General features: G+C 61.2%; 18 protein-coding genes and 2 pseudogenes. 4 read left to right on the top strand and 16 right to left on the bottom strand.

Features of this window, described 5'->3' with window-relative positions; translation table 11 throughout:
• Positions 1-49: 49 nt before the first annotated feature.
• The 9 genes from sucD to sdhC form a co-directional block, all read right to left on the bottom strand.
• Positions 50-922, bottom strand: a complete 873-nt coding sequence (gene sucD / locus GLW01_RS11675; protein ID WP_160899164.1) for a succinate--CoA ligase subunit alpha — start codon at positions 920-922, stop codon at positions 50-52.
• On the bottom strand, positions 919-2,088 hold the full coding sequence (gene sucC / locus GLW01_RS11670) for an ADP-forming succinate--CoA ligase subunit beta (RefSeq protein ID WP_095616672.1): 1,170 nt from the start codon (positions 2,086-2,088) through the stop codon (positions 919-921). Before sucC ends, sucD begins: the two co-directional genes overlap by 4 nt.
• A 34-nt stretch (positions 2,089-2,122) precedes the next feature.
• Complete coding sequence (gene lpdA, locus GLW01_RS11665) at positions 2,123-3,565, bottom strand: dihydrolipoyl dehydrogenase (RefSeq protein WP_160899163.1); 1,443 nt, start codon at positions 3,563-3,565, stop codon at positions 2,123-2,125.
• Between the two features lie 29 nt (positions 3,566-3,594).
• The gene (gene odhB, locus GLW01_RS11660) at positions 3,595-4,887 is read right to left on the bottom strand and encodes a 2-oxoglutarate dehydrogenase complex dihydrolipoyllysine-residue succinyltransferase (protein WP_160899162.1); all 1,293 of its coding nucleotides are present in this window, start codon (positions 4,885-4,887) and stop codon (positions 3,595-3,597) included.
• Between the two features lie 26 nt (positions 4,888-4,913).
• Positions 4,914-7,751: a 2-oxoglutarate dehydrogenase E1 component gene (locus tag GLW01_RS11655; RefSeq protein WP_160899161.1), complete on the bottom strand. Its 2,838-nt coding sequence runs from the start codon at positions 7,749-7,751 to the stop codon at positions 4,914-4,916.
• 167 nt (positions 7,752-7,918) lie between these two features.
• Positions 7,919-8,623, bottom strand: a complete 705-nt coding sequence (locus tag GLW01_RS11650; RefSeq protein ID WP_095616668.1) for a succinate dehydrogenase iron-sulfur subunit — start codon at positions 8,621-8,623, stop codon at positions 7,919-7,921.
• A 15-nt stretch (positions 8,624-8,638) separates the two neighbouring features.
• Positions 8,639-10,411, bottom strand: a complete 1,773-nt coding sequence (gene sdhA / locus GLW01_RS11645) for a succinate dehydrogenase flavoprotein subunit (protein ID WP_095616667.1) — start codon at positions 10,409-10,411, stop codon at positions 8,639-8,641.
• Between the two features lie 3 nt (positions 10,412-10,414).
• Positions 10,415-10,762, bottom strand: coding sequence for a succinate dehydrogenase, hydrophobic membrane anchor protein (sdhD, locus tag GLW01_RS11640; RefSeq protein WP_160899160.1), 348 nt, complete (start codon positions 10,760-10,762; stop codon positions 10,415-10,417).
• On the bottom strand, positions 10,756-11,130 hold the full coding sequence (gene sdhC, locus GLW01_RS11635; protein ID WP_160899159.1) for a succinate dehydrogenase, cytochrome b556 subunit: 375 nt from the start codon (positions 11,128-11,130) through the stop codon (positions 10,756-10,758). The genes sdhD and sdhC overlap by 7 nt, the downstream gene beginning before the upstream one ends.
• Positions 11,131-11,517: 387 nt before the next feature.
• On the opposite strand from sdhC, the gene gltA reads away from it, so the two are divergent.
• Positions 11,518-12,792 carry a citrate synthase gene (gene gltA, locus GLW01_RS11630; protein WP_160899158.1) on the top strand — a complete coding sequence of 425 codons (1,275 nt, stop codon included), beginning with the start codon at positions 11,518-11,520 and terminating at the stop codon, positions 12,790-12,792.
• Positions 12,793-12,860: 68 nt separating this feature from the next.
• On the top strand, positions 12,861-13,733 hold the full coding sequence (locus GLW01_RS11625) for an NAD(P)-dependent oxidoreductase (RefSeq protein ID WP_160899157.1): 873 nt from the start codon (positions 12,861-12,863) through the stop codon (positions 13,731-13,733).
• A 109-nt stretch (positions 13,734-13,842) separates the two neighbouring features.
• Here the strand turns inward: GLW01_RS11625 and topA are convergent, their stop codons facing one another.
• From topA to fadB, 3 genes are all read right to left on the bottom strand, one after another.
• The gene (gene topA, locus GLW01_RS11620) at positions 13,843-16,536 is read right to left on the bottom strand and encodes a type I DNA topoisomerase (protein ID WP_151440520.1); all 2,694 of its coding nucleotides are present in this window, start codon (positions 16,534-16,536) and stop codon (positions 13,843-13,845) included.
• Between the two features lie 149 nt (positions 16,537-16,685).
• Positions 16,686-17,861, bottom strand: coding sequence for an acetyl-CoA C-acyltransferase FadA (fadA, locus tag GLW01_RS11615; RefSeq protein ID WP_151440521.1), 1,176 nt, complete (start codon positions 17,859-17,861; stop codon positions 16,686-16,688).
• 32 nt (positions 17,862-17,893) lie between these two features.
• The gene (fadB, locus tag GLW01_RS11610) at positions 17,894-20,041 is read right to left on the bottom strand and encodes a fatty acid oxidation complex subunit alpha FadB (protein WP_160899156.1); all 2,148 of its coding nucleotides are present in this window, start codon (positions 20,039-20,041) and stop codon (positions 17,894-17,896) included.
• Positions 20,042-20,282: 241 nt separating this feature from the next.
• Here fadB and GLW01_RS11605 point away from each other — a divergent pair, with 241 nt between their 5' ends.
• Both GLW01_RS11605 and GLW01_RS11600 read left to right on the top strand, forming a co-directional pair.
• Positions 20,283-21,146: a hypothetical protein gene (locus tag GLW01_RS11605; RefSeq protein ID WP_151440523.1), complete on the top strand. Its 864-nt coding sequence runs from the start codon at positions 20,283-20,285 to the stop codon at positions 21,144-21,146.
• A 23-nt stretch (positions 21,147-21,169) separates the two neighbouring features.
• Positions 21,170-21,604 carry a universal stress protein gene (locus GLW01_RS11600; RefSeq protein WP_151440524.1) on the top strand — a complete coding sequence of 145 codons (435 nt, stop codon included), beginning with the start codon at positions 21,170-21,172 and terminating at the stop codon, positions 21,602-21,604.
• Here GLW01_RS11600 and GLW01_RS15855 read toward each other — a convergent pair whose 3' ends face one another.
• From GLW01_RS15855 to GLW01_RS11590, 4 genes and pseudogenes are all read right to left on the bottom strand, one after another.
• Positions 21,605-22,012 carry a hypothetical protein gene (locus GLW01_RS15855; protein WP_425356595.1) on the bottom strand — a complete coding sequence of 136 codons (408 nt, stop codon included), beginning with the start codon at positions 22,010-22,012 and terminating at the stop codon, positions 21,605-21,607.
• A gap of 150 nt (positions 22,013-22,162) precedes the next feature.
• Positions 22,163-22,690 (bottom strand): annotated as a pseudogene (locus GLW01_RS15850) (ATP-binding cassette domain-containing protein); the annotation flags it as partial.
• Positions 22,676-23,509 (bottom strand): annotated as a pseudogene (locus tag GLW01_RS15845) (ATP-binding cassette domain-containing protein); the annotation flags it as partial. The pseudogenes GLW01_RS15850 and GLW01_RS15845, both read right to left, overlap by 15 nt.
• A gap of 41 nt (positions 23,510-23,550) precedes the next feature.
• Complete coding sequence (locus tag GLW01_RS11590) at positions 23,551-24,483, bottom strand: chemotaxis protein (RefSeq protein WP_160899155.1); 933 nt, start codon at positions 24,481-24,483, stop codon at positions 23,551-23,553.
• Positions 24,484-24,501: the final 18 nt, after the last annotated feature.

Genomic DNA, 24,501 nt, shown 5'->3' with positions numbered 1-24,501 from the left:
AAAAAGCCGACCCGCAGGTCGGCTTTATGGCGCGTACAGGCCGGCAGTCTTACCAGCCCGTCGCCTCCTTGATGGCCTTGCCGATGTCGGCCAGGCTGCGCACAGTATGCACGCCCGCATCGTGCAGGGCGCTGAACTTCTCGTCCGCCGTGCCCTTGCCACCGGCAATGATGGCACCGGCGTGGCCCATCCGCTTACCGGGAGGCGCGGTCACGCCCGCGATGTAGGAAACCACCGGCTTGCTCACGTTCTCCTTGATGTAGGCAGCCGCCTCTTCCTCAGCGGTACCACCGATCTCACCGATCATGACGATGGCCTCGGTCTCCGGATCCTTCTCAAACAGCTCGAGCATGTCGATGAAGTTGGAACCGGGAATCGGGTCGCCGCCGATGCCCACACAGGTGGACTGGCCAAAGCCGTAGTCAGTGGTCTGCTTGACCGCTTCGTAGGTCAGCGTACCGGAGCGCGAGATGATGCCAACCTTGCCGGGCTTGTGGATGTAGCCGGGCATGATGCCGATCTTCGACTGCTCAGGCGTGATGACGCCGGGGCAGTTCGGGCCGATCATGCGCACACCCTTGCGATCCACGTATTCCTTCACGTAGAGCATATCCAGCGTCGGGATGCCCTCAGTGATGCAGACCACCAGCTCAATGCCGGCATCCGCTGCCTCGACCACCGCATCCTTACAGAAGGGGGCGGGCACGTAGATCACGGTCGCGGTCGCGCCGGTCTTCTGAACCGCTTCGCGCACCGTATTGAAAACGGGCAGCCCCAGATGCTCGGTGCCGCCCTTGCCCGGGCTCACGCCGCCGACCAGATTGGTACCGTACTCCAGCGCCTGCTCGCTGTGAAAGGTCCCCTGGGCCCCGGTGAAGCCCTGGCAGATCACCTTTGTTTCCTTGTTCACCAGTACACTCATGCTTCACCTCCGGCTGCGGCAACGACTTTTTCGGCGGCTTGGGTCAGACTGCTTGCCGCGATGATGTTGAGGCCGCTGTCCGCCAGCTTCTGGCGTCCGTTCTCGGCGTTGTTGCCCTCAAGGCGGACCACCACGGGAACCGTAACGCCCACCTCTTCAACCGCACCCATGATGCCCTCGGCGATCATGTCGCACCGCACGATACCACCGAAGATATTGACCAGAACGGCCTTCACGGTGTCATCGGAAAGGATGATCTTGAACGCCTCGGCCACGCGCTCCTTGGTCGCGCCACCGCCGACGTCCAGGAAGTTGGCCGGCTGGCCACCATGGTGCTTGATGATGTCCATGGTGCCCATGGCGAGACCGGCGCCGTTAACCATGCAGCCGATGTTGCCATCGAGCGCCACATAGTTGAGGTCCCACTCGGCCGCATGCGCTTCGCGCTCGTCCTCCTGGGAGAGGTCGCGCATCTCGGCAAGCTGCTTCTGGCGGTACATGGCGTTGTCGTCCGCGCCCACCTTGGCGTCCAGGCAGTGCAGGTTGCCCTGATCGGTGATCACCAGCGGGTTGATCTCGATCAGCGCCAGATCCTTGTCCTCAAACAGCTTAGCCAGCCCCAGGAAGATCTTCGTGAACTGCTTGATCTGGTCACCCTGAAGGCCCAGTCCGAAAGCCAGCTCACGCGCCTGATAGGGCTGCGCGCCCACCAGCGGGTCAACCGTTGCCTTGAGGATCTTTTCCGGGGTTTCCTCGGCGACCTTCTCGATCTCGACACCACCCTCGGTGGAGGCCATGAAGACGATCCGGCGAGAGCCGCGATCCACGACCGCGCCCAGATAGAGTTCCTGGTTGATGTCGGTCAGGGACTCGACCAGGATCCGGTTGACCGGCTGGCCCTTCTCATCCGTCTGGAAGGTCACCAGGCGTTCACCCAGCCACTGGTCGGCAAAGGCACGGATCTCGTCCTTTGACTTGGCCAGCTTCACCCCGCCGGCTTTGCCGCGGCCACCCGCGTGCACCTGGGCCTTGACCACCCAGCCGTCACCGCCGATCTTGTCGGCAGCTGCCACCGCTTCATCAGCGTTGGAACAGGCCACGCCCTCGGAGACGGGCAGGCCGTACTCCCCAAAGAGCTGTTTGCTCTGATATTCGTGCAGATTCATAGATCACAACCTGTTGTGTTGGAGATTGCGCCGGTCATTTCTTCCGGCGCCGATTTGCCTTGTGAATCGCCATGCCGTCCACACCCAGTGCCGCCTCATGGACGGATTCGGACAGCGTCGGATGCGCAAAGCAGGTCAGGGCCAGGTCCTCGGCACTGGAGCCGAACTCCATCGCGATCACGCCCTGGGCAATGATCTCGGAGGCCTGGGGTCCGACAACGTGCATACCCAGTATCCGGTCGGTCTCTTCGTGGGCGATGATCCGCACCTGGCCCTCGGTTGCGTTGGCAGCCATGGCCCGGCCGTTCGCCGCAAAGGGGAAGGCGCCGACCTTGTAGGGCTCACCCTCGGACTTGAGCTCTTCCTCGGTCTTGCCGACCCAGGCCAGCTCCGGATGGGTGTAGACCACGTTGGGAATGCAGTCGTAATTGACCTCGGTCGCATAGCCGGCGATCCGATCCACCACCATCATGCCCTCTTCCGAGGCCTTGTGCGCCAGCATCGGCCCGCGCACCACGTCGCCGATGGCATAGATGCCGGGCACGTTGGTCTGGCACTCGTCGTCCACGGCCACGAAGCCGCGCTCGTCCAGATCCACACCGGAGTCGGACGAGAACAGCTTTTCCGTGTTCGGGGTGCGGCCGACAGCAACGATGAGCTTGTCGCACTTGATCTGCTGCTCGTTACCATCGCCGTCCTCATAGGTGACGTAGACCAGGTTGCGCTTCACCTCGGTCTTGGTCACGCGGCACTTGAGGCGGATGTCCAGGCCCTGCTTCTTGAAGCTCTTATGGGCATCCTTGGCGATGGCCTGATCCACGCCGGCCAGGAAGGTATCCTGAGCTTCCAGCATGGTGACTTCGGACCCGAGACGGTTCCAGACGCTGCCGAGTTCGAGGCCGATGACGCCGGCACCAATTACGCCGACACGCTTGGGCACCTCATCAAACTCCAGCGCGCCTTCGCTGTCGACGATCTTGCCTTCCTTCATCGGCGCCGGCGGAATCTCGATCGGGCGCGAACCGGTGGCGATGATGATGTTCTTGGCCCCATAGGTGCTCTTGTTGCCCTTGAGGTCGGTTACTTCCACCTGTTTGCTGTTGAGCACGCGGCCCCAGCCATGAATGGAGGTAACCCCGTTGGACTTGAACAGCCCCGCGATACCGCCGGTGAGATTACCGACGATCTCGTTCTTGTTCTTCATCATCTGCTCGATATCGACATCGAGCTCCTTGATCTTCAGGCCCTGCTTCTCGAAGCCGTGTTTCGCCTCCTCGTACTTATGGGAGGTTTCAAGCAGCGACTTGGACGGGATACAGCCCACGTTCAGGCAGGTGCCGCCCAGCACCTGGTCGCCCTTGTCGTCCTTCCAGCCTTCGACACAGGCGACGTTCATTCCCTGCTGCCCGGCGCGGATCGCTGCCACATAGCCGCCGGGGCCGGAGCCGATAACGATGACGTCATAGTCTTGGGACATAGTATTTCCTGCTTTCCAGTGATTCGTTGTCAGACGTCCAGAAGAATCCGCGCCGGATCCTCAAGCAGCTCCTTGATTGTCACAAGAAACTGCACAGCTTCCTTACCGTCAATCATACGATGGTCGTAGGACAGTGCCAGATACATCATCGGCAGCACCTTAACCTCGCCGTTGACGGCCATAGGGCGCTCCTGAATCTTGTGCATGCCAAGGATCGCCGTCTGTGGCGGGTTCAGGATCGGCGTCGAAATCAGCGACCCGAAAATACCGCCATTGGTGATCGAGAAGGTACCACCGGTCATCTCCTCGATGGTGAGCTTGCCGTCCCGCGCCTTCTGGCCGAATGTGTTGATGCCCTGCTCCACGTCGGCGACCGAGAGTGCATCCGCGTCACGCAGCACCGGCACCACCAGGCCCCGGTCTGTGGAAACGGCGATACCCACATCCTGGTAGCCGTGATAGACCATTTCATTGCCGTCGATGGAGGCGTTGACCGCGGGGAAACGTTTGAGGGCTTCAGTCGCCGCCTTCACGAAAAAGCCCATGAAACCGAGCTTAACGCCATGGCGCTTCTCAAAGGACTCCTTGTACTGCTGACGGATGTCCATGATCGGCTGCATGTTCACCTCGTTGAACGTGGTGAGCATGGCCGTGGTCTGCTGCACATCCACCAGTCGCTTGGCGATGCTGGCGCGCATGCGGGTCATGGGCACGCGCTTCTCGGGGCGTTCACCCTGCGGCATGCTGCCGGCCGGTGCCTCGGGGGCGGCCGACTGGCCTGCGCCGCCACTGCTTTTCGCGGCGGGCGCCGGTTCACTGCCTTTCTGATCCGCAGCGCGCTGAACGTCTTCCTTCAGCACGCGGCCGCCCTTACCGGTGGCCTCGACCTTCGACAGATCAACGCCCTTTTCTTCCGCCATCTTCTTCGCGGCCGGGCTGACCAACGGCTCCTCGCCACTGTCCTCGCCCTTGTCATCGGCCGCGGCCGGTTGTTCGGGGGCTGGCTCTTCCCTGGCGGCGGATTCGTCGCTGGCGCCGCCCTCAGACTCCTCCTTCGCGTCACCGCTGCCGGCGGAACCGGACTCGCCTTCCGCGAACTTCCCGATCACTTCGCCACTCTCAACGGTATCGCCCTCGTCCTTGACGATCTCCTTGATGACACCGTCGCCGGGAGCCACGACCTCGAGCACCACCTTGTCGGTCTCGATATCGACGATCAGCTCATCCCGCTCGCACTGTTCGCCGGGTTTCTTGTGCCAGGTAGCGATCGTGCCTTCCGCAACTGATTCGGGAAAAACCGGAGCTTGGATATCTGTTGTCATTGCTCTTCCTTACTTGTCAGTACCCGTCAGACGGAGAATGCGTCTTCAACGAGTTGTTTCTGTTCCTGGGCGTGTACGCTTGGATAACCAGAGGCTGGCGCTGCCGACGCCTTGCGCCCCGCGTACTGCAGTCTCGGCTTCTTCCTGGTGCGATCCAGTGCATGCCGCATGTGGTGCTGACTGGAATACCAGGCGCCCTGATTCATGGGCTCCTCCTGGCACCAGACCGCGGTCTCGATGCCGGTATAGGGTGCCAGCACCGCGTCCAGATCATCGTGCGGGAACGGATAGAGCTGTTCGATCCGCACGATCAGCGTGTCTTCCCGCCCGTCGGAACGCTGCTTCTCAAGCAGGTCGTAATAGACCTTGCCGCTGCACATGATCAAACGGTTAACTTTCCGCGGGTCCGGCATTTCCTTCGGAGGCAGGACTGTGCGGAAAGTGCCCTCACACAGGTCGTCCAGCGAGGACACCGCCTCCTTGTGACGCAGCAGGCTCTTAGGCGTCAGCGCGATCAACGGCTTGCGCAGAGGCCGTTTCACCTGACGGCGGAGCATGTGGAACACCTGGGACGGCGTGGTCGGAACGCAGACCTGGATGTTGTGCTCCGCTGAAAGCTGCAGGAACCGCTCAAGCCGCGCGGAAGAATGCTCGGGCCCCTGGCCCTCATAGCCATGGGGAAGAAGCAGGGTCAGCCCGCAGAGCCGCCCCCACTTGTGCTCACCACTGGTGATAAACTGGTCAACCACCACCTGCGCGCCATTGACGAAGTCACCGAACTGCGCTTCCCAGATGGTCAGCGTTGTGGGCGTGGTCGTGGCATAACCGTATTCAAAGCCCACTGCTGCCGCCTCCGAGAGCAGAGAGTCGTAGATCTCGAAGCGCGGCTGGTCATCCCGGACGTGCTCAAGCGGCACGTATTCGCTGCCGTCCTTCTGGTTGTGCAGAACCGCATGACGGTGCGAGAAGGTGCCGCGGCGTGAATCCTGGCCGGTGAAGCGGATCGGATGCCCCTCGTTCAGCAGCGTGGCGTACGCCATCGTTTCCGCGTAACCCCAGTTCAACGGTAACGCGCCCTGCGTCATCTTGCCGCGGTCCTCCATGATCTTCTTGACCTGGCGTTGCACCGTGAATCCTTCCGGTACCGTCGAGATCCGGCGGCCCAGCGCCTGCAGGGTCTTCATGGGTACGCTGGTCTTGCACCGCGCCGTCCATTCATGACCCAGGTAGGGTGTCCAGTCCACGTAGAGATCGGTATTGGGTTCCTTGACCAGGGCGTCCACCACATGGTCGCCGTTGTCCAGCTTATCGCGGTACTCCTCGAACAGCTTCTTGGCGTCCTGCTCCTGGATGGTCCCGTCATTGACGAGCTGCTTCACATACAGGTCACGGGTCGTGGGGTGATTCCGGATCTTCTCGTACATCCGCGGCTGCGTGGCGGAAGGCTCATCCGCCTCGTTATGGCCGCGCCGGCGGTAGCACACCAGGTCAATGACCACGTCCTGGCCGAACTCGTTGCGGTAATCCATGGCGAGCTGGGTCACATAGAGCACCGCCTCGGGATCATCGCCATTCACATGCAGGATCGGCGCCTGGACCATCTTCGCCACATCGGTGCAGTACTCGGTTGAGCGCGCGTCCAGGCGATGGCTGGTGGTGAACCCGATCTGGTTATTGACCACGATGTGAACGGTGCCGCCAATGCCGAAGCCCCGTGTCAGGGACATCTGGAGGCTCTCCATGACCACGCCCTGGCCGGCAAAGGCCGCATCACCATGGATCGCGATCGGCAGCACCTGCTGCCCCGTCTCATCCTCGCGGCGTGCCTGGCGTGCACGGACTGAGCCGCTCACTACCGGGGTCACGATCTCCAGGTGCGACGGGTTGAAGGCCAACGCCAGGTGGACCTCGCCACCGGGGGTCATCACGTTGGAGGAGAAGCCCTGGTGGTATTTCACGTCCCCTGAGCCCTCGTCCATGGTCACCTTGCCGTCAAACTCATCAAACAGCTCCCTGGGGTTCTTCCCGAGGGTATTGACCAGGATGTTGAGCCGGCCCCGGTGGGCCATGCCAATGACAATCTCGCGCGCCCCGTAGGAACCAGCGCGCTGGATGAGCTCGCTGACACAGGGTGTGAGCGATTCCGCGCCTTCAAGCCCAAACCGCTTGGTCCCCGGGTACTTGGAACCAAGATACTTCTCCAGACCTTCGGAAGCGTTGAGCCGCTCCAGCAGGTTCAGCCGGGTTTTCGTCTCATAGTTGGGGTGCGACTTCACGCTCTCCAGACGATGCTGGAACCAACGCTTCACCGTGGTATCCACAATGTGCATGTACTCGGCGCCCACGGTACTGCAGTAGGTGCGCTCCAGCCCATCGATGATATCCCGCAGCTTCATCCGCTCAGAGCCGAAGAACAGCGACCCGGTCTGGTATTCCACATCCAGATCGTCATCATCCAGCTCGTGATAGCGGAAATCGAGATCCTTCACTTTGGGCCGGTTCAGCAGCCCAAGGGGATCCAGGTCCGCATTCTGATGGCCACGGAAACGATAGGCATTGATCAGCTGGAGAACGCGGACCTGCTTTTCTTCGGCCTTGGAGATGGAAGAGGGAGCGCCCCGGGCGGGAGAGTAACGGCGCTGGTTCTGGGCAATGTATCGGAACTGGTCTCGGATTTCTCGGTGTGGAACATCGGGTCTGTGGTCGCCTGGTATTCCCGGAAGCTGGTCAAAATAACGCCGCCATTCTTCCGGAACGCCGTTGGGATCCTTGAGGTAGGTTTCGAACAGATCCTCAACGTAAGCCAGATTCCCACCCTGCAGGTGGGACGTCCGCCACAGCTGCTCCATTATGCTTTCATGCATGGCACTCGCTCGCCTCTGACTGGACTTCGTGTCAGCAAACGCGGCCCTGGCCTTTTGAGCTCCGGCCGCGTGCCCTTGCGCGACACGGTGTTGCCGTGACGCGCATTAACCAAGGGCGGCCTGCGGGCCGCCCTGAGCGTCTTCTGGCGTGAACTGTGTCGCAATAATCAGGTTGTGCGCTGCATCAGCATAGTACGGATATGGCCGATTGCACGTGTCGGGTTCAGTCCTTTGGGGCAGACACTCACACAGTTCATGATCCCGCGGCAGCGGAATACACTGAACGGGTCATCCAGATTATCGAGACGTTCCGCGGTCGCCGTATCACGGCTGTCCGCCAGAAAACGATACGCCTGCAGCAGCCCAGCAGGGCCAACGAACTTGTCCGGGTTCCACCAGAACGACGGGCAGGCCGTTGAGCAGCAGGCGCATAGAATACACTCATAGAGCCCGTCGAGTTTCTCCCGGTCCTCGGGGGACTGGAGACGCTCGATGGCGGGCTCCGGATTATCATTGATCAGGTACGGCTGGATCCTCTCGTACTGCTGGTAGAAGATCGACATGTCCACCACCAGGTCCCGTACCACGGGCAGCCCCGGCAGCGGGCGCAGTACCAGCTTGTTATTCTTAACAACTTCCGACACCGGCGTGACGCACGCCAGCCGGTTCATGCCGTTGATATTCATCCCGTCCGAGCCGCAGACGCCCTCACGGCAGGAACGACGGAATGCCACACTGACATCATCCTCCTTGATCATGTGCAGCACGTCGAGAACCATCAGATCCTTGCCTTCCGGAAGCTCAACTTCGACGTCCTGCATGTACGGCACATTGTCCGTTTCAGGATTGTATCGATAGAGACTGACCAGCATCACAACACCTCTTTATTAGTACTTCCGGACTGTCGGCGGGAATGCATCCATCGAGCGCGGCGCAAAGTTGACCTCACGCTGCCCCAACCGCTTTTCAAGCGGGAAGTAGATGGAGTGCTTCAGCCACTGTTCATCGTCACGCTCGGTGTAGTCGTTCCGCGCGTGGGCGCCACGGCTTTCACGCCGCTCAATGGCTGATACCGCCGTTGCGTACGCAACCTCGTAGAGGTTTTCCAGTTCCAGCGCTTCGACACGGGCGGTGTTGAAGGCGTTGCTGGTGTCCTCGAGTTTCGTGTTGCGGATCTTTTCGCCGATCTCATCCAGAATTCTGAGGCCTTTCTCCATGGGTTCGCCATCGCGGAAAACCCCGAAGTAAAGCTGCATGGTGTCCTGGAGTTCCTTCTTGACATCGTAGACACGCTCGGTGCCCTCACCACTGTTGAGGCGATCCAGACGCGCCATGGCGCGCTCGATGTCGCTTTCACTCGCCTCCATGGCGTCGCCGCCCTCGCGCAGCTGCTTTTCGATCTGCAGGCCCGCGGCACGGCCGAACACCACCAGATCCAGCAGGGAGTTGCCGCCCAGGCGGTTGGCACCGTGTACGGATACCGAGGCCGCCTCACCGCAGGCAAAGAGCCCTTCAATGGGCTGGTCATTGCCACTGGCGTCCTGGGTCATCACCTGACCGCCGATGTTGGTCGGCAGGCCGCCCATCATGTAGTGGCAGGTCGGCACCACCGGAATCGGCTCCTTCACCGGATCCGCATGCGCGAAGGTCCGGGAAAGCTCCAGGATACCCGGAAGGCGCAGATTCAGTGTCTCCTCGCCAAGGTGGTCGAGCTTGAGGTAGACATGGTCCTTGTTGGGGCCACAACCACGACCTTCCAGAATCTCCAGAACCATGGACCGGGCCACAACGTCGCGACCGGCCAGATCCTTGGCGTTCGGGGCATAGCGTTCCATGAAGCGCTCGCCCTCCGAATTCACCAGATAACCGCCCTCGCCACGGCAACCCTCGGTCACCAGAGTGCCCGCACCATGGATACCAGTGGGGTGGAACTGCCACATCTCCATATCCTGAACCGGAATACCGGCCCGCAGGGCCATGCCCACGCCGTCACCGGTGTTGATCAGGGCGTTGGTGGTGGAGGCGTAGATGCGGCCAGCACCGCCGGTTGCCAGTACCGTGGCCTTGGACTTGATGTAGACGACTTCGCCAGTCTCCATCTCGATGGCGATGACACCCACCACCTGCCCATCCTGGTTCTTCACCAGATCGACGGCATACCACTCATTCAGGAAGGTGGTGCCGCCCTGCAGGTTCGCCTGGTAGAGGGTGTGAAGCAGTGCGTGGCCGGTACGGTCCGCTGCCGCGCAGGTGCGCGCCGCCTGACCGCCCTTGCCGTATTCCTTGGACTGACCGCCGAAGGGCCGCTGGTAGATACGGCCATTCTCGAAACGGGAGAACGGCAGCCCCATGTGCTCCAGTTCATAGACGGCACGCGGGCCGACGGAACACATGTACTCGATGGCTTCCTGATCCCCGATGTAGTCGGAGCCCTTGACGGTGTCATACATGTGCCAACGCCAGTCATCGTTCGGATCCGCACTGGCAATGGCACAGGTAATGCCACCCTGGGCGGAGACGGTATGCGACCGGGTCGGAAAGACTTTCGAGATGCATGCTGTGTTGATGCCGGACTGAGTCAGCTGCTGCGCGGCCCGCAGACCGGAACCGCCACCACCGATCACGAGTGCATCAAACGACATGGTTCTAAGATTGGACATGATTCAGAGCCCCCAGAGAATCTCGACACCCCAGACGAGGTAGATAAACATGATCAGCCCGCAGCCGGCCTGGATGACAAACCGCAGCGCTGTCGGCTTGATGTAATCGGTAGTGACCGTCCAGAGACCGACCCACGAGTGGATACCCAGCGAGATCAGCGCCAGCAGGCTGAAGATGCGCATCCACATCTGGTCGAACAGGCCGGCCCACTGTGCGTAATCGAGATCGGACGACCCCAGCACAAACCCCGTCAGAAACAGGGTATACAGCGCCAGCACCACGGCTGATACGCGCTGCATCAGCCAGTCATAGGCACCGGTGCGCCCGAGGTTGGTGACACTCTTTACCATATCCAGACTCCCAGCAGAACAATCAGTACGGCAGAGACCACAAAGGTGATCTTGGTGCTGAGTCGACCGCCCTCAAGCGTCTCCCCAACGCCCATATCCATGACCAGGTGACGGATACCCGCCACCAGATGGTAGGCAAGCGCCGATAGCGTGCCCCAGACCACCAGCTTGCTCAGCGGGTGCGTCATGAGCTCCGCCACGGCCGCGAACCCGGCCTCACCGGCCAATGACTGGTCGAGGCCATAGAGAAGGAATGCGATCCCGACGAATGCCACAATACCGCTAATTCGATGCAGGATTGAGGCAATGGCGGGAATGGGAAAATGGATGGTGCTGATTTCTAGGTTAACCGGTCGTTTGGTCGTCACGGCTCCTGACCCCTGTCTGGTGCGCCGGGCGGTGTCGGTCGGCCCCGACAGCCGGGCACAGTGTGTTGGTGGATCATCGTTCTGATCAGCGGGCGGGTTAGAACCGCCGTCTCTGGCGGGCTCCCGTCTACGGGCTTGGAATTATAGAGACTGCCCCCGGTGATTACAAACCGGCAAGAGGACCTCCAGCGGCCCGCAGGTAACAGACAGATTGACAATTGGTAACACCGCCCTATATTTTCGCGAACCGCGAAGGCGTTAGAAGCGATCCCGCCGACTGGCCCACCCCGACGCCTGATCCGTGACGTCCGGGTCAATCTTCTGCGATACTTGGGTTCGCTGTGCGTCATCTCCAGCACTGGTTTGCTGAACTGACAGGAGAACACCATGTCCAACGAGAAAGCAACGCTTTCGGTCGGAGGCCGAACCCTGGAACTTCCGGTCTATTCCGGTACACAGGGCCCTGATGTGATTGATGTGAGAAATCTGGTCACGGAAGGCTGGTTCACCTACGACCCCGGTTTTGTTTCCACCGCCGCGTGCGAATCGAAGATCACCTTCATCGACGGGGCGAACGGGGTTCTCCTGCATCGCGGCTACCCCATCGAGCAGCTGGCCAACAACGCCGATTACCTCGAAGTCTGTTACCTGCTGCTCCACGGCGAACTCCCCACCGCCGAAGAAAATGAACGCTTCCGCCGCACCGTCAACAATCACACCATGATCCACGACCAGATGAGCCATTTCTTCAACGGGTTCCGCCGCGACGCGCACCCGATGGCCATCATGGTCGGCGTGGTCGGGGCACTCTCCGCCTTCTATCACGACACCATGGACCTTACCGACGTGCACGAGCGCGAAGTTGCGGCCCACCGTCTGATCGCCAAGATGCCGACCATCGCGGCCATGTGCTACAAGTACTCGATCGGCCAGCCCTTCATGTATCCGCGCAACGATCTGGGCTATGCCGAGAACTTCCTGTACATGATGTTCGGCGTACCCTGTGAGGAATACAAGGTGAACCCGGTCCTGGCCAAGGCCATGGACAAGATCTTCATCCTGCACGCGGACCATGAGCAGAACGCCTCCACCTCAACGGTCCGCCTCGCGGGCTCCACCGGCGCCAATCCCTTCGCGGTCATCGCGGCGGGCATTGCAGCCCTCTGGGGGCCGGCACACGGCGGTGCCAATGAGGCGGTCCTGAACATGCTCAACGAGATCGGTGATGAATCCAACGTCGAACACTGCGTCGAGCGGGCCAAGGACAAGGACGACCCCTTCCGCCTGATGGGCTTCGGCCACCGGGTCTACAAGAACTTTGATCCGCGCGCCCGGGTTATGCGCGACACCGCCCACGAGGTACTTCAGGAGCTGGGGCTTGAGAATGACCCGCTGCTTCGGATTGCCCAGCGCCTCGAGCAGATCGCTCTGGAAGACGAGTACTTCATTGAGCGCAAACTCTACCCGAACGTCGACTTCTACTCCGGGATCATCCTCAAGGCCATCGGCATCCCGACCTCGATGTTCACAGTGATCTTCGCGCTCTCGCGCACGATTGGCTGGTTCTCCCACTGGAACGAGATGGTCAGCGGCAACTACCGCATCGGTCGGCCGCGCCAGCTCTACAGCGGCTATACCAAGCGCGACTATCCCAGCGAGTAACAGCACCCCCGAAAACCCGCTCCCGAGCGGGTTTTCTCGTTTCAGGATGCAGGAGGAGGCAGCGTCCCATGCAGATTGCTTTCATTGGACTCGGGGTCATGGGTTTTCCCATGGCCGGGCACCTGGCCCGGCATGACGGATTCAGTGTGCGGGTCTACAACCGCACGGAAGAAAAGGCACAGGACTGGGCCCGCTGCTACCCCGGCGAGACCGCAGAAGGTATTTGGCAGGCCGTGGTGGATGCGGATGCCGTCGTTACCTGCGTGGGGGCGGATCCGGATCTGAGAGCGCTCTACACCGGCGAGTACGGCATCATTGCTAATGCTCCTGAGGGCGCGCTTCTGATCGACCACACCACGGCGTCAGCCAGTGTTACCCGGGAACTGGCGGAACAGGCGGCCAAGGCCGGGCACAGCTGGGTGGACGCGCCGGTCTCCGGCGGCCAGAAGGGTGCCGAAAACGCCCAGCTGACCATCATGTGCGGTGGCGAACGTGGCGCCTTCGACCGGGCCCTGCCCGTGCTCAACTGCTACGGCAAGGCCGTGCATTACATGGGGGAAGCGGGTCATGGCCAGCTCACCAAGATGGTGAACCAGATTACCGTCGCCGGTCTTCTGCAGGGGCTCTCGGAAGGGCTTCATTTCGCCGAGGAGGCGGGGCTTGACCCGGCATCGGTTGTGCAGGCCATCAGTGGCGGTGCGGCCCAGTCCTGGCAGATGGATAACCGCGCCCAGACCATGATCGAGGGAGAGTACAACCACGGCTTTGCAGTTGACTGGATGCGCAAGGACCTGGGCATCTGCATTGCGGAGGCCCGGAACAACGGCGCCAGCCTGCCCGTTGCCGCACTGGTCGACCAGTTCTACTCAGACGTGCAGAACCTGGGCGGGGGACGCTGGGATACCTCAGCGCTTCTGGAGCGGCTGCGGGCAAACTCCTGACCCCGTACCACGGATCGCCCGCAGGGCGGGCTCCTACCACATACACCGTAGGAGCGAGCCTCGCTCGCGATACCTTTGATCGCCTGCAAGGCAGGCTCCTACGGCACCTTCAGCTGGCCTTGCGCTTGCCGCCCTGGCCTCCGGATTTCTTCTTCTCCTGGGGCTCCCACCGGCCGTTGCGGTAGTAGGCCTGCCACCCGGTCGCCTTACCCTCCTTTTCAGATGCCACATACTGCTCCCTGGTCTTACGGCTGTAGCGCACCGTTGTCGGGTTCCCCTCCGGGTCACGCTCGGGCGCATCCAGTATGTAGGCGTACTTGGGATCCAGCTCCGCGGCATGTGGCTTGATCTCGCTCACCAGCGGCGGCCGCGTCTCGCGGTTCTTGGGAAACTGGCTGGCGGCCAGGAACAGGCCTGAGGCGCCATCCCTCAGTACATAGGTGTCGTCCACCTTCTGGCACTGAAGTTCCGGCATCGGGATCGGGTCCATCTTGGGGGGCGCCGGCTCCCCATTGCGCAGCAGTTTCCGCGTGTTCTTGCATTCCGAATTGGTGCAGTCGAAATACTTCCCGAAACGCCCACTCTTGAGCTGCATCTCACTGCCACACTTGTCGCACTCCAGCGTCGGGCCCTCATAGCCCTTGATGCGGAAACTGCCGTACTCCAGCTCCTGGCCATCACAATCCGGGCTGTTACCGCACACGTGCAGCTTGCGGGTCTCATCGATCAGGTAGCTGTCCATGGCCGTGCCACATTTCGGGCAGCGGTGTTTCTCGCGCAGCAGGCGGGATTCACCCTCGCCGTCGTCATCCTCATCCGCGCTGACCGCCTCGTCACCGGGAATCAGGTTGATGGTCTTCTTGCAGCGCTCCTTGGGCGGCAGCGAGTAGCCGGAGCACCCCAGAAAGACCCCGGTGCTGGCAACACGGATCTGCATGTGCCGGCCGCAGTCCGGGCACTCGATGTCCGTGTCCGTAGGCGCGTTGGTGCGCATGCCACCGTCCGTGGACTCCGCCTGCTGGAGCTGCTTCGAGAAGCGCTCGTAGAATTCATTGAGAACCTGCTTCCAGTCCTCCCGGCCCTCGGCAACCTCGTCGAGTTCCTCCTCCATGCGTGCCGTGAAATCGTAATCCAGCAGGTTGGAGAAGGATTCGTTCAGCCGGTCCGTAACAATGTCCCCCAGCTTTTCCGCATAGAAACGCCGGTTCTCCAGGCGCACATAGCCGCGCTCCTGGATCGTCGAGATGATGGAGGCATAGGTTGAGGGCCGTCCGATCCCGCGCTTTTCAAGTTCCTTGACCAGCGACGCCTCAGTGTAGCGTGGCGTTGGCTTGGTAAAGTGCTGGCTCGGAGTCAGCTCGCTCAGGATCAGGCGGTCGCCTTCGGCAATATCCGGAAGCACCACATCCTGGTCCTTCTTCCCGGAGGACGGCGCCACCTTCTGGAAACCATCAAACCGGATGATCCGGCCCCGGGTCTTCAGCTGATAATCCCCTGCGACCACGGTCACGGATGTGCTCAGGAACTCGGCGTCAGTCATCTGGCAGGCCACGAATTGGCGCCAGATCAGGTCGTAGAGCCGTTCGGCGTCCTTCTCCAGACCGCTGATGTCCTGGGCCCGGTGTTTGACGTCCGACGGTCGAATCGCTTCGTGCGCTTCCTGGGCCCCTTCACGGGACGTGTAATAGCGCGGCTTCTCGGGCAGGTAATCATCACCGAAACTGGCCTGGATATAACCGCGCGCGGACTGGATCGCATCCTGACTCAGGTTGGTCGAATCCGTCCGCATGTAGGTAATGTAGCCGGCCTCATACAGGCGCTGGGCCAGCGTCATGGTTTTCTTCACGCTGAAACCAAGGCGGTTACTTGCCGCCTGCTGCAGCGTGGACGTAATGAACGGGGCCGAGGGCCGGGATTTGGTGGGCTTGTCCTCGCGCTTGGCCACGCGGAAGGCCTGCTCATCCTCCGCCAGTGCCCTCAGGCGCTCAACATGCTCATTGCTCTGCTGCTCGTTCGTGGGCCTGTAGGGCTTGTCGCCATACTTTGCCACCTCGAACGGAATGCCCACACTCTTCTGCTCAGGCGGTGTCAGCAGTGTATCCAGCTCCCAGTATTCCTCGGGTACAAAGGCGCGGATCTCACGCTCGCGCTCAACGATGAGCCGAACTGCCACGGACTGGACGCGCCCCGCGGAAAGACCACGGGCAATCTTGCTCCACAGCAGCGGCGAGACCATATAGCCCACCACACGGTCCAGGAACCGGCGTGCCTGCTGTGCCTCAACCCGGTGAGTGTCCACGTCCGTGGGTTCGGAAAAGGCCCCCTGGATGGCACGCTTGGTGATCTCATTGAACACCACGCGACGGTACTTGTCGTCGTCACCGCCAATGGCCTCCTTCAGGTGCCAGGCAATGGCCTCCCCTTCGCGGTCAAGGTCCGTGGCCAGATAGACCGCATCGGCGTTGTTCGCCAGCCGCTGCAGTTCGCTGACCACCTTCTCCTTACCGGGGAGTATCTCGTAATGGGCTTCCCAGTCGTTCTCCGGGTCCACGCCCATGCGCCGGATCAGCTGATCATGGGCCTTCTGCTGCTTGTAGCGGGCCTTGGTCTCGGGATCCATCTTGCGTGTCTCCGCAGCCTGGCGGGCACGCTCCTTGGGGTCCGTTTTACGGTTGCCGGAACCACTCACTGGAAGATCGCGGATATGTCCCACGCTGGACTTCACGATGTAGTCATCACCAAGGTACTTATTGATGGTCTTGGCCTTGGCGGGGGACTCCACGATTACCAGACTTTTACCCATAACAGCGAAATCTTCCTCAGAACAGTGTGGTGACCATGGCGCCGACCATGGACGTGGCGACAATATATAGGGATTGGGTCATGGCGGGTCAAGTGACCACAAACAAAAAGCCCGGCGCGTGGCCGGGCTCAAGAGGGCTTGGAAGCGGATCAGAGCCGCTCGAAGACGGTGGCCGTCCCCTGCCCCAGGCCGACACACATGGTGGCGACACCCAGGGTACCCTCGTTCTGCTGCATGACGTTCAGCAGCGTGGTGGAGATGCGGGAACCGGAGCAGCCCAGCGGGTGGCCTAGCGCGATGGCGCCGCCGTGCAGGTTCACCTTCTGGTCCATCTCGTCCAGCAGCTTGAGATCCTTCAGTACCGGCAGTGACTGCCCAGCGAAGGCTTCGTTCAGCTCCCAGAAGTCGATGTCCTCGACCTTCAGACCAGCCCGCTTCAGGGCCTTCTTGGTCGCCGGAACCGGGCCATAGCCCATGATGGCCGGATCCACGCCCGCCACAGCGGTCGCACGGACCTTGGCGATGGGCTTGAGGCCCAGTGCCTTGGCCTTCTCGTAGGACATTACCAGCATGCTGGAAGCACCGTCGGTCAACTGGGACGAGGTGCCCGCGGTGACTGTGCCATCCTTCGGATCAAACGCCGGCTTGAGCTCGGACAGGCCTTCCGCCGTGGTTTCCGGCCGGATGGTTTCGTCCTGCTCGATCAGCTTACGGTAACCGTTCTCATCGTGACCTTCGACGGGCACGATTTCATTATCAAACCCGCCGTTTTCACGGGCCTGCGAGGCACGCTGATGGGACCGTGCACCAAACTGGTCCTGCTGCTCCCGGGTAATGCCATGCATCTTGGCCAGCATTTCCGCAGTCAGGCCCATCATGTTGGACGCCTTGGCGGAATACTTGGATGACGCTGGGTTGTGATCAAAGCCGGACTCCATGGGAATGTGACCCATGTGCTCAACACCACCGATCACGAACACTTCCCCGTTCCCGGTCTGGACCGCCTGGCTGGCGGTATGCAGCGCACTCATGGAGGAGCCACACAGGCGGTTCACGGTCTGTGCCGCCGCCTCGTGGGGAATGCGGGTCATCAGCGACATCTGGCGCGCGATGTTCAGGCCCTGCTCTTTGGTCTGGTTCACGCAGCCCCAGATGACATCCTCAACTTCCTTCGGGTCCAGTTTCGGATTGCGGTCAAACAGTGCTTCGACCAGCGCCGCGGACAGGTCCTCGGCGCGCACATTGCGGAAACAGCCATTCTTGGCACGGCCCATCGGCGTCCGCACGCAATCGACTATGACAACGTCTCTCGGATTAAGGCTCATAGATTTTCTCCGTTCGGAAATCTGTTCAACGATCAGCCATGGAACTTTTTGCCGGCCTTGGCCATTTCACGCATGCCATCGGTCGGGTGATAAAGCGGACCCAGGTCCTTGTACTTGTCTGCCATCTGGCAGAACGCGTCCAGGCCAATGTCGTCGATATAGCGCAGCGCACCACCACGGAAGGGCGGGAAGCCGATGCCATAGACCAGCCCCATGTCCGCCTCGGCGGCCGTACCCACGATGTTGTCTTCCAGGCACCGCACGGTCTCGATGCACAGCGGGATCATCATGCGCTCGATGATCTCGTCGTCGGTGAACTCCTGGCTGTTGTGAACAACCGGCTTGAGCAGATCATAGGTGGACTCATCCACAACCTTCTGCTGCTTGCCTTTCTTGTCCAGCTTGTACTGGTAGAAACCAACGTCCGACTTCTGCCCCAGCCGGTCCTTCTCGAACATCACATCGATGGCGCTCTTGTGCTCATCCTTCATGCGATCCGGGAAGCCTTCAGCCATTACTTCGTTGGCGTGCTTGGCGGTGTCCATGCCCACCACGTCCAGCAGGTAGGCCGGGCCCATGGGCCAGCCGAACTTCTCCATCACCTTGTCGACTTTCTGGAAGTCGGCGCCGTCGCGTACCAGGCGTGCAAAGCCGCCGAAGTACGGGAACAGGATCCGGTTAACCAGGAAGCCGGGGCAGTCGTTGACCACGATCGGGCTCTTGCCCATGGCACGGGCGTAGGCAACGGTAGTCGCGACCGCCTTGTCACTGGTCTTCTCGCCACGGATCACCTCAACCAGCGGCATCATGTGTACCGGGTTGAAGAAGTGCATGCCGCAGAAGTTCTCCGGGCGCTTGAGGTTCTTCGCCAGGCGGTCAATGGAGATGGTGGAGGTGTTGGAGGTAAGAATCTTGTCCTCGCCGATCACGTCCTCGGTCTCACGCAGTACCGAATCCTTGACCTTGGGGTTCTCGACCACGGCCTCGACCACCAGGTCCACATCACCGAAATCGCCATAATTCAGCGTCGGATGGATGTTGTTGAGCACATCACCCATCTGGTCGGCGCTCATCTTGCCCTTCTCGACGCGCTTGCTCAGCTGCTTCTTGGCCTCGTCGAGGCCCAGCTTGATACCGTCGCGGTTGATGTCCTTCATCATGATGGACGTGCCCTTGAGCGCACTCTGGTACGCAATGCCACCACCCATGATGCCGGCACCGAGAACGGCCGCCATTTTCACCTGGTTAGCCTGCTTCTCGTAGTCCTTGGCCTTCTTCTTCAGATCCTGATCGTTCAGGAAGATCTGGACCAGGGAGGCCGCAGTGCCGGTCTTGGCCATCTTGGCGAAGCCTTTGGCCTCAACCTCAACCGCCTTGTCGCGGGTCATACCGGCATGCTTCTGCATGACCTTGACCGCTTCCACCGGTGACGGATAGTTGGGGCCGGACTGGCCGGCGACATAGCCCTTGGACGTCTCAAACACCATCATGCTTTCCATGGAGTTGAGCTTGAGCTTGCCGGTCTTCTCCTCGCGACGCGCCTGGTAGTCCAGCTTGCCGCTGTTGGCTTCCTTCAGGATATCAACGGCGGCATCCACCAGCTGGTCGGACTTCACCACCGCATCCACTGCGTGCGCCTTGAGCGCCTTGTCCGCTTTCTGCTCGCCACCCATGCAGATCCACTCGATGGCGTTGTCCGCACCGATGAGGCGGCTGAGGCGCACTGTGCCCCCGAAACCGGGGAAGATGCCGAGCTTGACTTCCGGCAGCCCGACTTTCGCCTTCTCGTCCATAACACGGAAGTCCGTGGACAGGCACATCTCGAAACCGCCGCCCAGTGCCTGACCGTTGATCGCGGTCACGGTCGGGAAAGGAAGGTCCTCAATGCTGTTGAAGATCCGGTTGGCCTTGAGGCTGTTGTTGACGAGGTCCTCTTCCGGGCCCGCGAACAGCTCGGTGAATTCCGTGATGTCCGCGCCCACAATGAAGGTGTCCTTGGAACTGGTAACCACCAGACCCTTGAGCTTCTTCTGCTTTTCGAGGGCCTCGGCCGCTTCGCCGAGCTCCCCGATGGTGAGCTGATTGAACTTATTGACAGACTCACCCGTCAGATCGAAGTCGAGCTGTGCAAAACCGCCTTCGATCTCTTTAACCGTGATGGCTTTACCTTCGTAAATCATCAACTGTTCTCCAGGTTGTGATTGGTACGTCGCTGGCCGTAGCGCGATCCAAATTCATACAGTCGTTTGAATCCGGCGCCAACGATGAAAAAAAACCGAGCGTTTGTCAATTTGTTTATTCACCGCCATCCTGCGACATGGCCCCCAGATGCGCCGCCCTGCGGATTGGAAGAATGTGAAAGCTTGCTACACTGTGGCCAGAATCCAGAACACAGACAACAAAGGCGGAGACCAACCCGACATGATGACAGGCACCCTTCGAACACGTCTGCTGACCAGCTTCCTTGCTCTGGCGCTTCTTGCGCTGGGCGCTCTGCCCGCCCACAGTCAGCAGGCGGACGGCAGCAGCGAGGCGGAAAACGAAACCGAAGCCATGGCGGAGCAGCTGCTTGACCGGATTCACCGCTTCCGTCTGCGCAACTTCATGGCCCTGAACGACTACTACAACTACAGCATGGACCCTGAGGAGGAACTGGTTTCCGAGATCAACGATAACATGGAACGCTCGGACGCCCTGCTCGGCGAGATCGGCGAACTGGCCGGCGAATCGCTCACCGGCTCCGAGCTCGAGGACCTGCGCGGCGCCTATGCGAGCTTCGAGGACCAGATGGACACCAACATCGAGGACGTGCGTGGTTCCGGTTACCCGGACCTGCGGCTGCTGTCGGACATGGCCAACCAGGCGCAGAACCTGAGCGTGCTGTCCGAAAAGCTCTATGACCAGGTGGCCGGCCAGGAGGCCACCCCTACCGTCACCGATCTGGAGCTCGCCCGGGAAGCCTCCATCACCATGGCCCTGATGGTCACCCGCTACTCAGCGCGCTCTTCCTCATCCGTCGCCCAGGTTTTCCAGGGTGCCGATTCAGAGCAGCCACTGGACGAACTGGCCAGGGAGTTTGAGGGCAGCCTGGAGAAGCTCCGCGAGCGTGTAGGAGACAACCAGCAGATCGATGCCACCCTGTCGGACGTCAACAGCAAATGGCGCTTCATCCGTGGCTCCTACATCGAATATGATGAACAGAACGTGGCGTTCGTGATCAACCGCTATTCCACCAGTATCATCGAGAGCCTGGAGCAGACCATTGAACGCCTCAAATCAGCCTGAAGACCCACGGAGGAACACCCACCATGAGTGACTATCAACGCATCCTGGTTGCCATCGACCTTACCGAAGAGGCACCGGAAGTGCTGGGCAAGGCGAAACGGCTGGCGGAGAGCAACGCCGCAACCCTGGATCTGCTGCATGTGGTGGAACCCGTGGGCTACGCCTATGGCGGCGATCTGCCCCTGGATCTCAGTGACCTGCAGCAGCAGCTTGAAGACAATGCACGCAGCAAGCTGGATGCTTATGGTGATGAGCACGGAGTTGGCCCCGACAACCGGCACGTGGTGGTTGGCCGGCCCGGCTCGGAAGTACGCCGGCAGGCAGAGGAACGGGGTTCCGACCTGATCGTGATCGGCAGCCATGGCCGTCACGGTATCCAGCTGTTGCTGGGCTCCACCGCCAACTCCGTACTGCACGGCTCGCCCTGCGACGTGCTGGCGGTGCGCATCGGCGGCTGATCAGCCGCTGGCCATCTCCTCCAGTTCCACCCAGCGCTCCATGGCGGACTCAAGTTCGGACTCCTGCTCCGAGAGTTCGCCAAGCGCCCGCTGGACCGTATCATTGTCCTGCTGATAGAAATCCGGCTCCGAGACCTGCTCGTGCAGCTCCGCGATACGTGCCTCCAGGTCCCGGATACGCTGTGGCAGCTGCTCCAGTTCCAGCTTGTATTTGTAGCTGAGCTTATTCCCTCCAGACCCTGAGCCTGAGCCCGAGGTCGGCGCCGCGCGACTGCCCGAGGACTGGTTGCCCCCTGCACCGGAGTCGCTGCGGCGCCCGCTTCCACTTCCGGATACTGCCGGCTGTTCCGCCGGGAACTGACCGCCCTCACGGCGCCAGTCACTGAAGCCACCAATGGTCTCGTGCACACCACCAAGGCCGTCCAGAAACAGTACGCTCCCGGCGACATGGTCGAGGAATTCCCGGTCGTGGCTGATCACGATCACGGTCCCCTTGAACTCCACCAGCTGGGCTTCGAGAAGCTCGAGTGTATCCACGTCCAGGTCGTTGGTCGGCTCGTCGAGCACCAGGATATTGGCGGGCTGGCTGAACAGCTTCGCCAGCAGCAGACGCGCCCGCTCACCACCCGACAGCATCCGCACCTGGGTGCGTGCCCGCTCCGGTGTGAACAGGAAATCCTGCAGATAGCCCATGACATGACGGCTGCGCCCATTCACCTCAACGGTCTCACGCCCCTCACTGAGGTTCTCGAAGGCGGTCTTTTCCGGATCCAGTTTGCCGCGCAGCTGGTCGAAGTAGGCCACTTCCTGACGCGTGCCGCGGCGGATCTGGCCTTCGGTGGGGTCGAGATCGCCGAGAAGGAGCTTGAGCAGCGTTGTCTTGCCCGAGCCGTTCTCGCCGATCACGCCGATCTTGTCCCCCCGCAGCAGCATGAAATCCAGGTTGTGGATCAGCGGCTGTTCCGAGTTCCAGGCAAAGCCGGCCTGCTGGGCCTCGGCGATCAGCTTACCGGAACGACCGGCATCCTCCACCTCGATCTTCGCCTTACCGGAGCGTTCACGGCGCTGGCGGCGCTCGGCCCGCATCGCCTCCAGCTCTTTCACCCGGCCCTGGTTACGGGTACGGCGGGCCTTCACCCCCTGACGGATCCAGCGCTCCTCCTGAGCCAGTTTGCGGTCAAACTCCGCACGCTGGCGCTCTTCATCCGCCAGTGCCTTATCCTTGGCGTCCAGGTACTGGTCATAGTTCCCCGGCCATGACGTCAGTGCCCCGCGGTCCAGCTCGATGATACGGGTGGCCATGGCACGGATGAAGGCACGGTCGTGACTCACGAACAGAACCGCGCCCTGGAACTGGGCCAGCGCGCCTTCAAGCCACTGGATGGCGGGCACATCCAGATGGTTGGTGGGCTCATCAAGCAGCAGCAGATCGGGATCGGTAACCATGGCCTTTGCCAGCAGCACACGGCGCTGCCAGCCGCCCGAGAGCGTATCCAGGCGCGCGTCCGGGTTGATCCGGTACTGCTCCAGGACCGTGCGGATGCGTTGATCGTAGAGCCAGCCATCCAGTGCCTCGAGCCGTTCCTGGACCTGCTGCATCTGCTGCAGGTCATCCTCGTTGCTGGCGGTCATGGAAAGCTCATTGAACCGCTCCAGAAGCCGCCCTGTCTCCGGAAATGCCTGGGCCACCACCTGGTAGGCGGTCAGATCCCGCTTCTCGGGCAGTTCCTGGGGCAGCTCGGCCACCCGCATGCCCTCGGGCACGACAACCTGGCCGGCGTCCGGCTCCAGCTCGCCGGTCACCAGGCGCAGCAGTGTGGATTTCCCTTCACCGTTGCGCCCGAGCAGCGCCACGCGTTCGCCACGCTCAATGCGCAGATTCGCGCCGTCCAGAAGGGGTTGCATGCCAAAGGCGAGCTGGATGGAATCCAGTGTGAGAACGGTACTCATGAATTAGTGTCAGACACCTTGCGCAGATAGTTCTGGACAAGCTCCGCCAGTTCGTCAGGGCGGAACTTGGAAAGAAAGTCGTCACAGCCGACGCGGTCCACCATGGCCTGGTTGAAATCCCCGCTCAGCGAGGTATGCAGAGCCACATGCAGATGCTTCAGCCGTGAATCCTCACGGATCTCGGTGGTCAGGCGGTAGCCATCCATTTCGGGCATTTCGGCGTCGGTGATCACCATCAGAAGCTGGTCGATTTCGCCGTTCTGTGCCATGGCCTGCAGCCGTGCAAGCCCTTCGGCGCCATTGCCCGCAGTAACCACCTCGATACCAAGCTGCTCGATGGTATCACGCGCCTGGTTCAGCGCCACCGGGGAATCATCCACCACCAGGATCCGCTTGCCCTGAGCCGTGGCGATCACTTCGTCATCCACCAGTCCTTCGGAAAGCGAGGTTGTATAGGGCACGATCTCGGACAGCACCTTTTCCACATCAATGATCTCCACCAGCTTCTCCTCGTGGCGGGTGATCGCGGTCAGATAATGCCCCCGCCCCGTGGTTTTCGGCGGTGATTCAATCTCTTCCCAGTTCATGTTCAGAATCCGCTCGACCCCGCCAATCAGAAACGCCTGGGTCCGGCGGTTGTACTCGGTGATGATCAGGCTTGCGTCGTCGCTGACCTCCTGGGGTTTCATGCCAATGGCCGCCCCCAGGTTGATCACCGGAACCGTGGTACCACGGAGATGGGTCACACCCTCCACGACCGGATGCCGTTGCGGGATCGCCGTGAGTTTCGGCATGCGGATGACTTCGCGGACCTTGAACACATTGATCGCAAACAGCTGGCGGCCATGAAGCCGGAACAACAGCAGTTCCAGCCGGTTGCGCCCAACCAGACGCGTGCGCTGGTCCACGTTATCGAGCAGTCCTGCCATAGGAGCCTCCGAAGGGCA

Origin of the sequence: Vreelandella halophila, from assembly GCF_009856365.1 — a bacterium.
Classification (GTDB): domain Bacteria; phylum Pseudomonadota; class Gammaproteobacteria; order Pseudomonadales; family Oleiphilaceae; genus Halospina; species Halospina utahensis_B.
The sequence above is the reverse complement of the archived record's forward strand: the minus strand, read 5'-3'. Positions and strand labels throughout refer to the sequence as shown.

Coding starts and splice junctions, on each gene's coding strand:
- GLW01_RS11590 (WP_160899155.1), bottom strand. CDS start 24,483: ATGGCAGGACTGCTCGATAACGTGGACCAGCGCACGCGTCTGGTTGGG.
- gltA (WP_160899158.1), top strand. CDS start 11,518: ATGTCCAACGAGAAAGCAACGCTTTCGGTCGGAGGCCGAACCCTGGAA.
- topA (WP_151440520.1), bottom strand. CDS start 16,536: ATGGGTAAAAGTCTGGTAATCGTGGAGTCCCCCGCCAAGGCCAAGACC.
- lpdA (WP_160899163.1), bottom strand. CDS start 3,565: ATGTCCCAAGACTATGACGTCATCGTTATCGGCTCCGGCCCCGGCGGC.
- fadA (WP_151440521.1), bottom strand. CDS start 17,861: ATGAGCCTTAATCCGAGAGACGTTGTCATAGTCGATTGCGTGCGGACG.
- odhB (WP_160899162.1), bottom strand. CDS start 4,887: ATGACAACAGATATCCAAGCTCCGGTTTTTCCCGAATCAGTTGCGGAA.
- sdhA (WP_095616667.1), bottom strand. CDS start 10,411: ATGTCCAATCTTAGAACCATGTCGTTTGATGCACTCGTGATCGGTGGT.
- GLW01_RS11655 (WP_160899161.1), bottom strand. CDS start 7,751: ATGCATGAAAGCATAATGGAGCAGCTGTGGCGGACGTCCCACCTGCAG.
- sdhD (WP_160899160.1), bottom strand. CDS start 10,762: ATGGTAAAGAGTGTCACCAACCTCGGGCGCACCGGTGCCTATGACTGG.
- GLW01_RS11605 (WP_151440523.1), top strand. CDS start 20,283: ATGATGACAGGCACCCTTCGAACACGTCTGCTGACCAGCTTCCTTGCT.
- sucC (WP_095616672.1), bottom strand. CDS start 2,088: ATGAATCTGCACGAATATCAGAGCAAACAGCTCTTTGGGGAGTACGGC.
- GLW01_RS11625 (WP_160899157.1), top strand. CDS start 12,861: ATGCAGATTGCTTTCATTGGACTCGGGGTCATGGGTTTTCCCATGGCC.
- sucD (WP_160899164.1), bottom strand. CDS start 922: ATGAGTGTACTGGTGAACAAGGAAACAAAGGTGATCTGCCAGGGCTTC.
- GLW01_RS11600 (WP_151440524.1), top strand. CDS start 21,170: ATGAGTGACTATCAACGCATCCTGGTTGCCATCGACCTTACCGAAGAG.
- GLW01_RS11650 (WP_095616668.1), bottom strand. CDS start 8,623: ATGCTGGTCAGTCTCTATCGATACAATCCTGAAACGGACAATGTGCCG.
- fadB (WP_160899156.1), bottom strand. CDS start 20,041: ATGATTTACGAAGGTAAAGCCATCACGGTTAAAGAGATCGAAGGCGGT.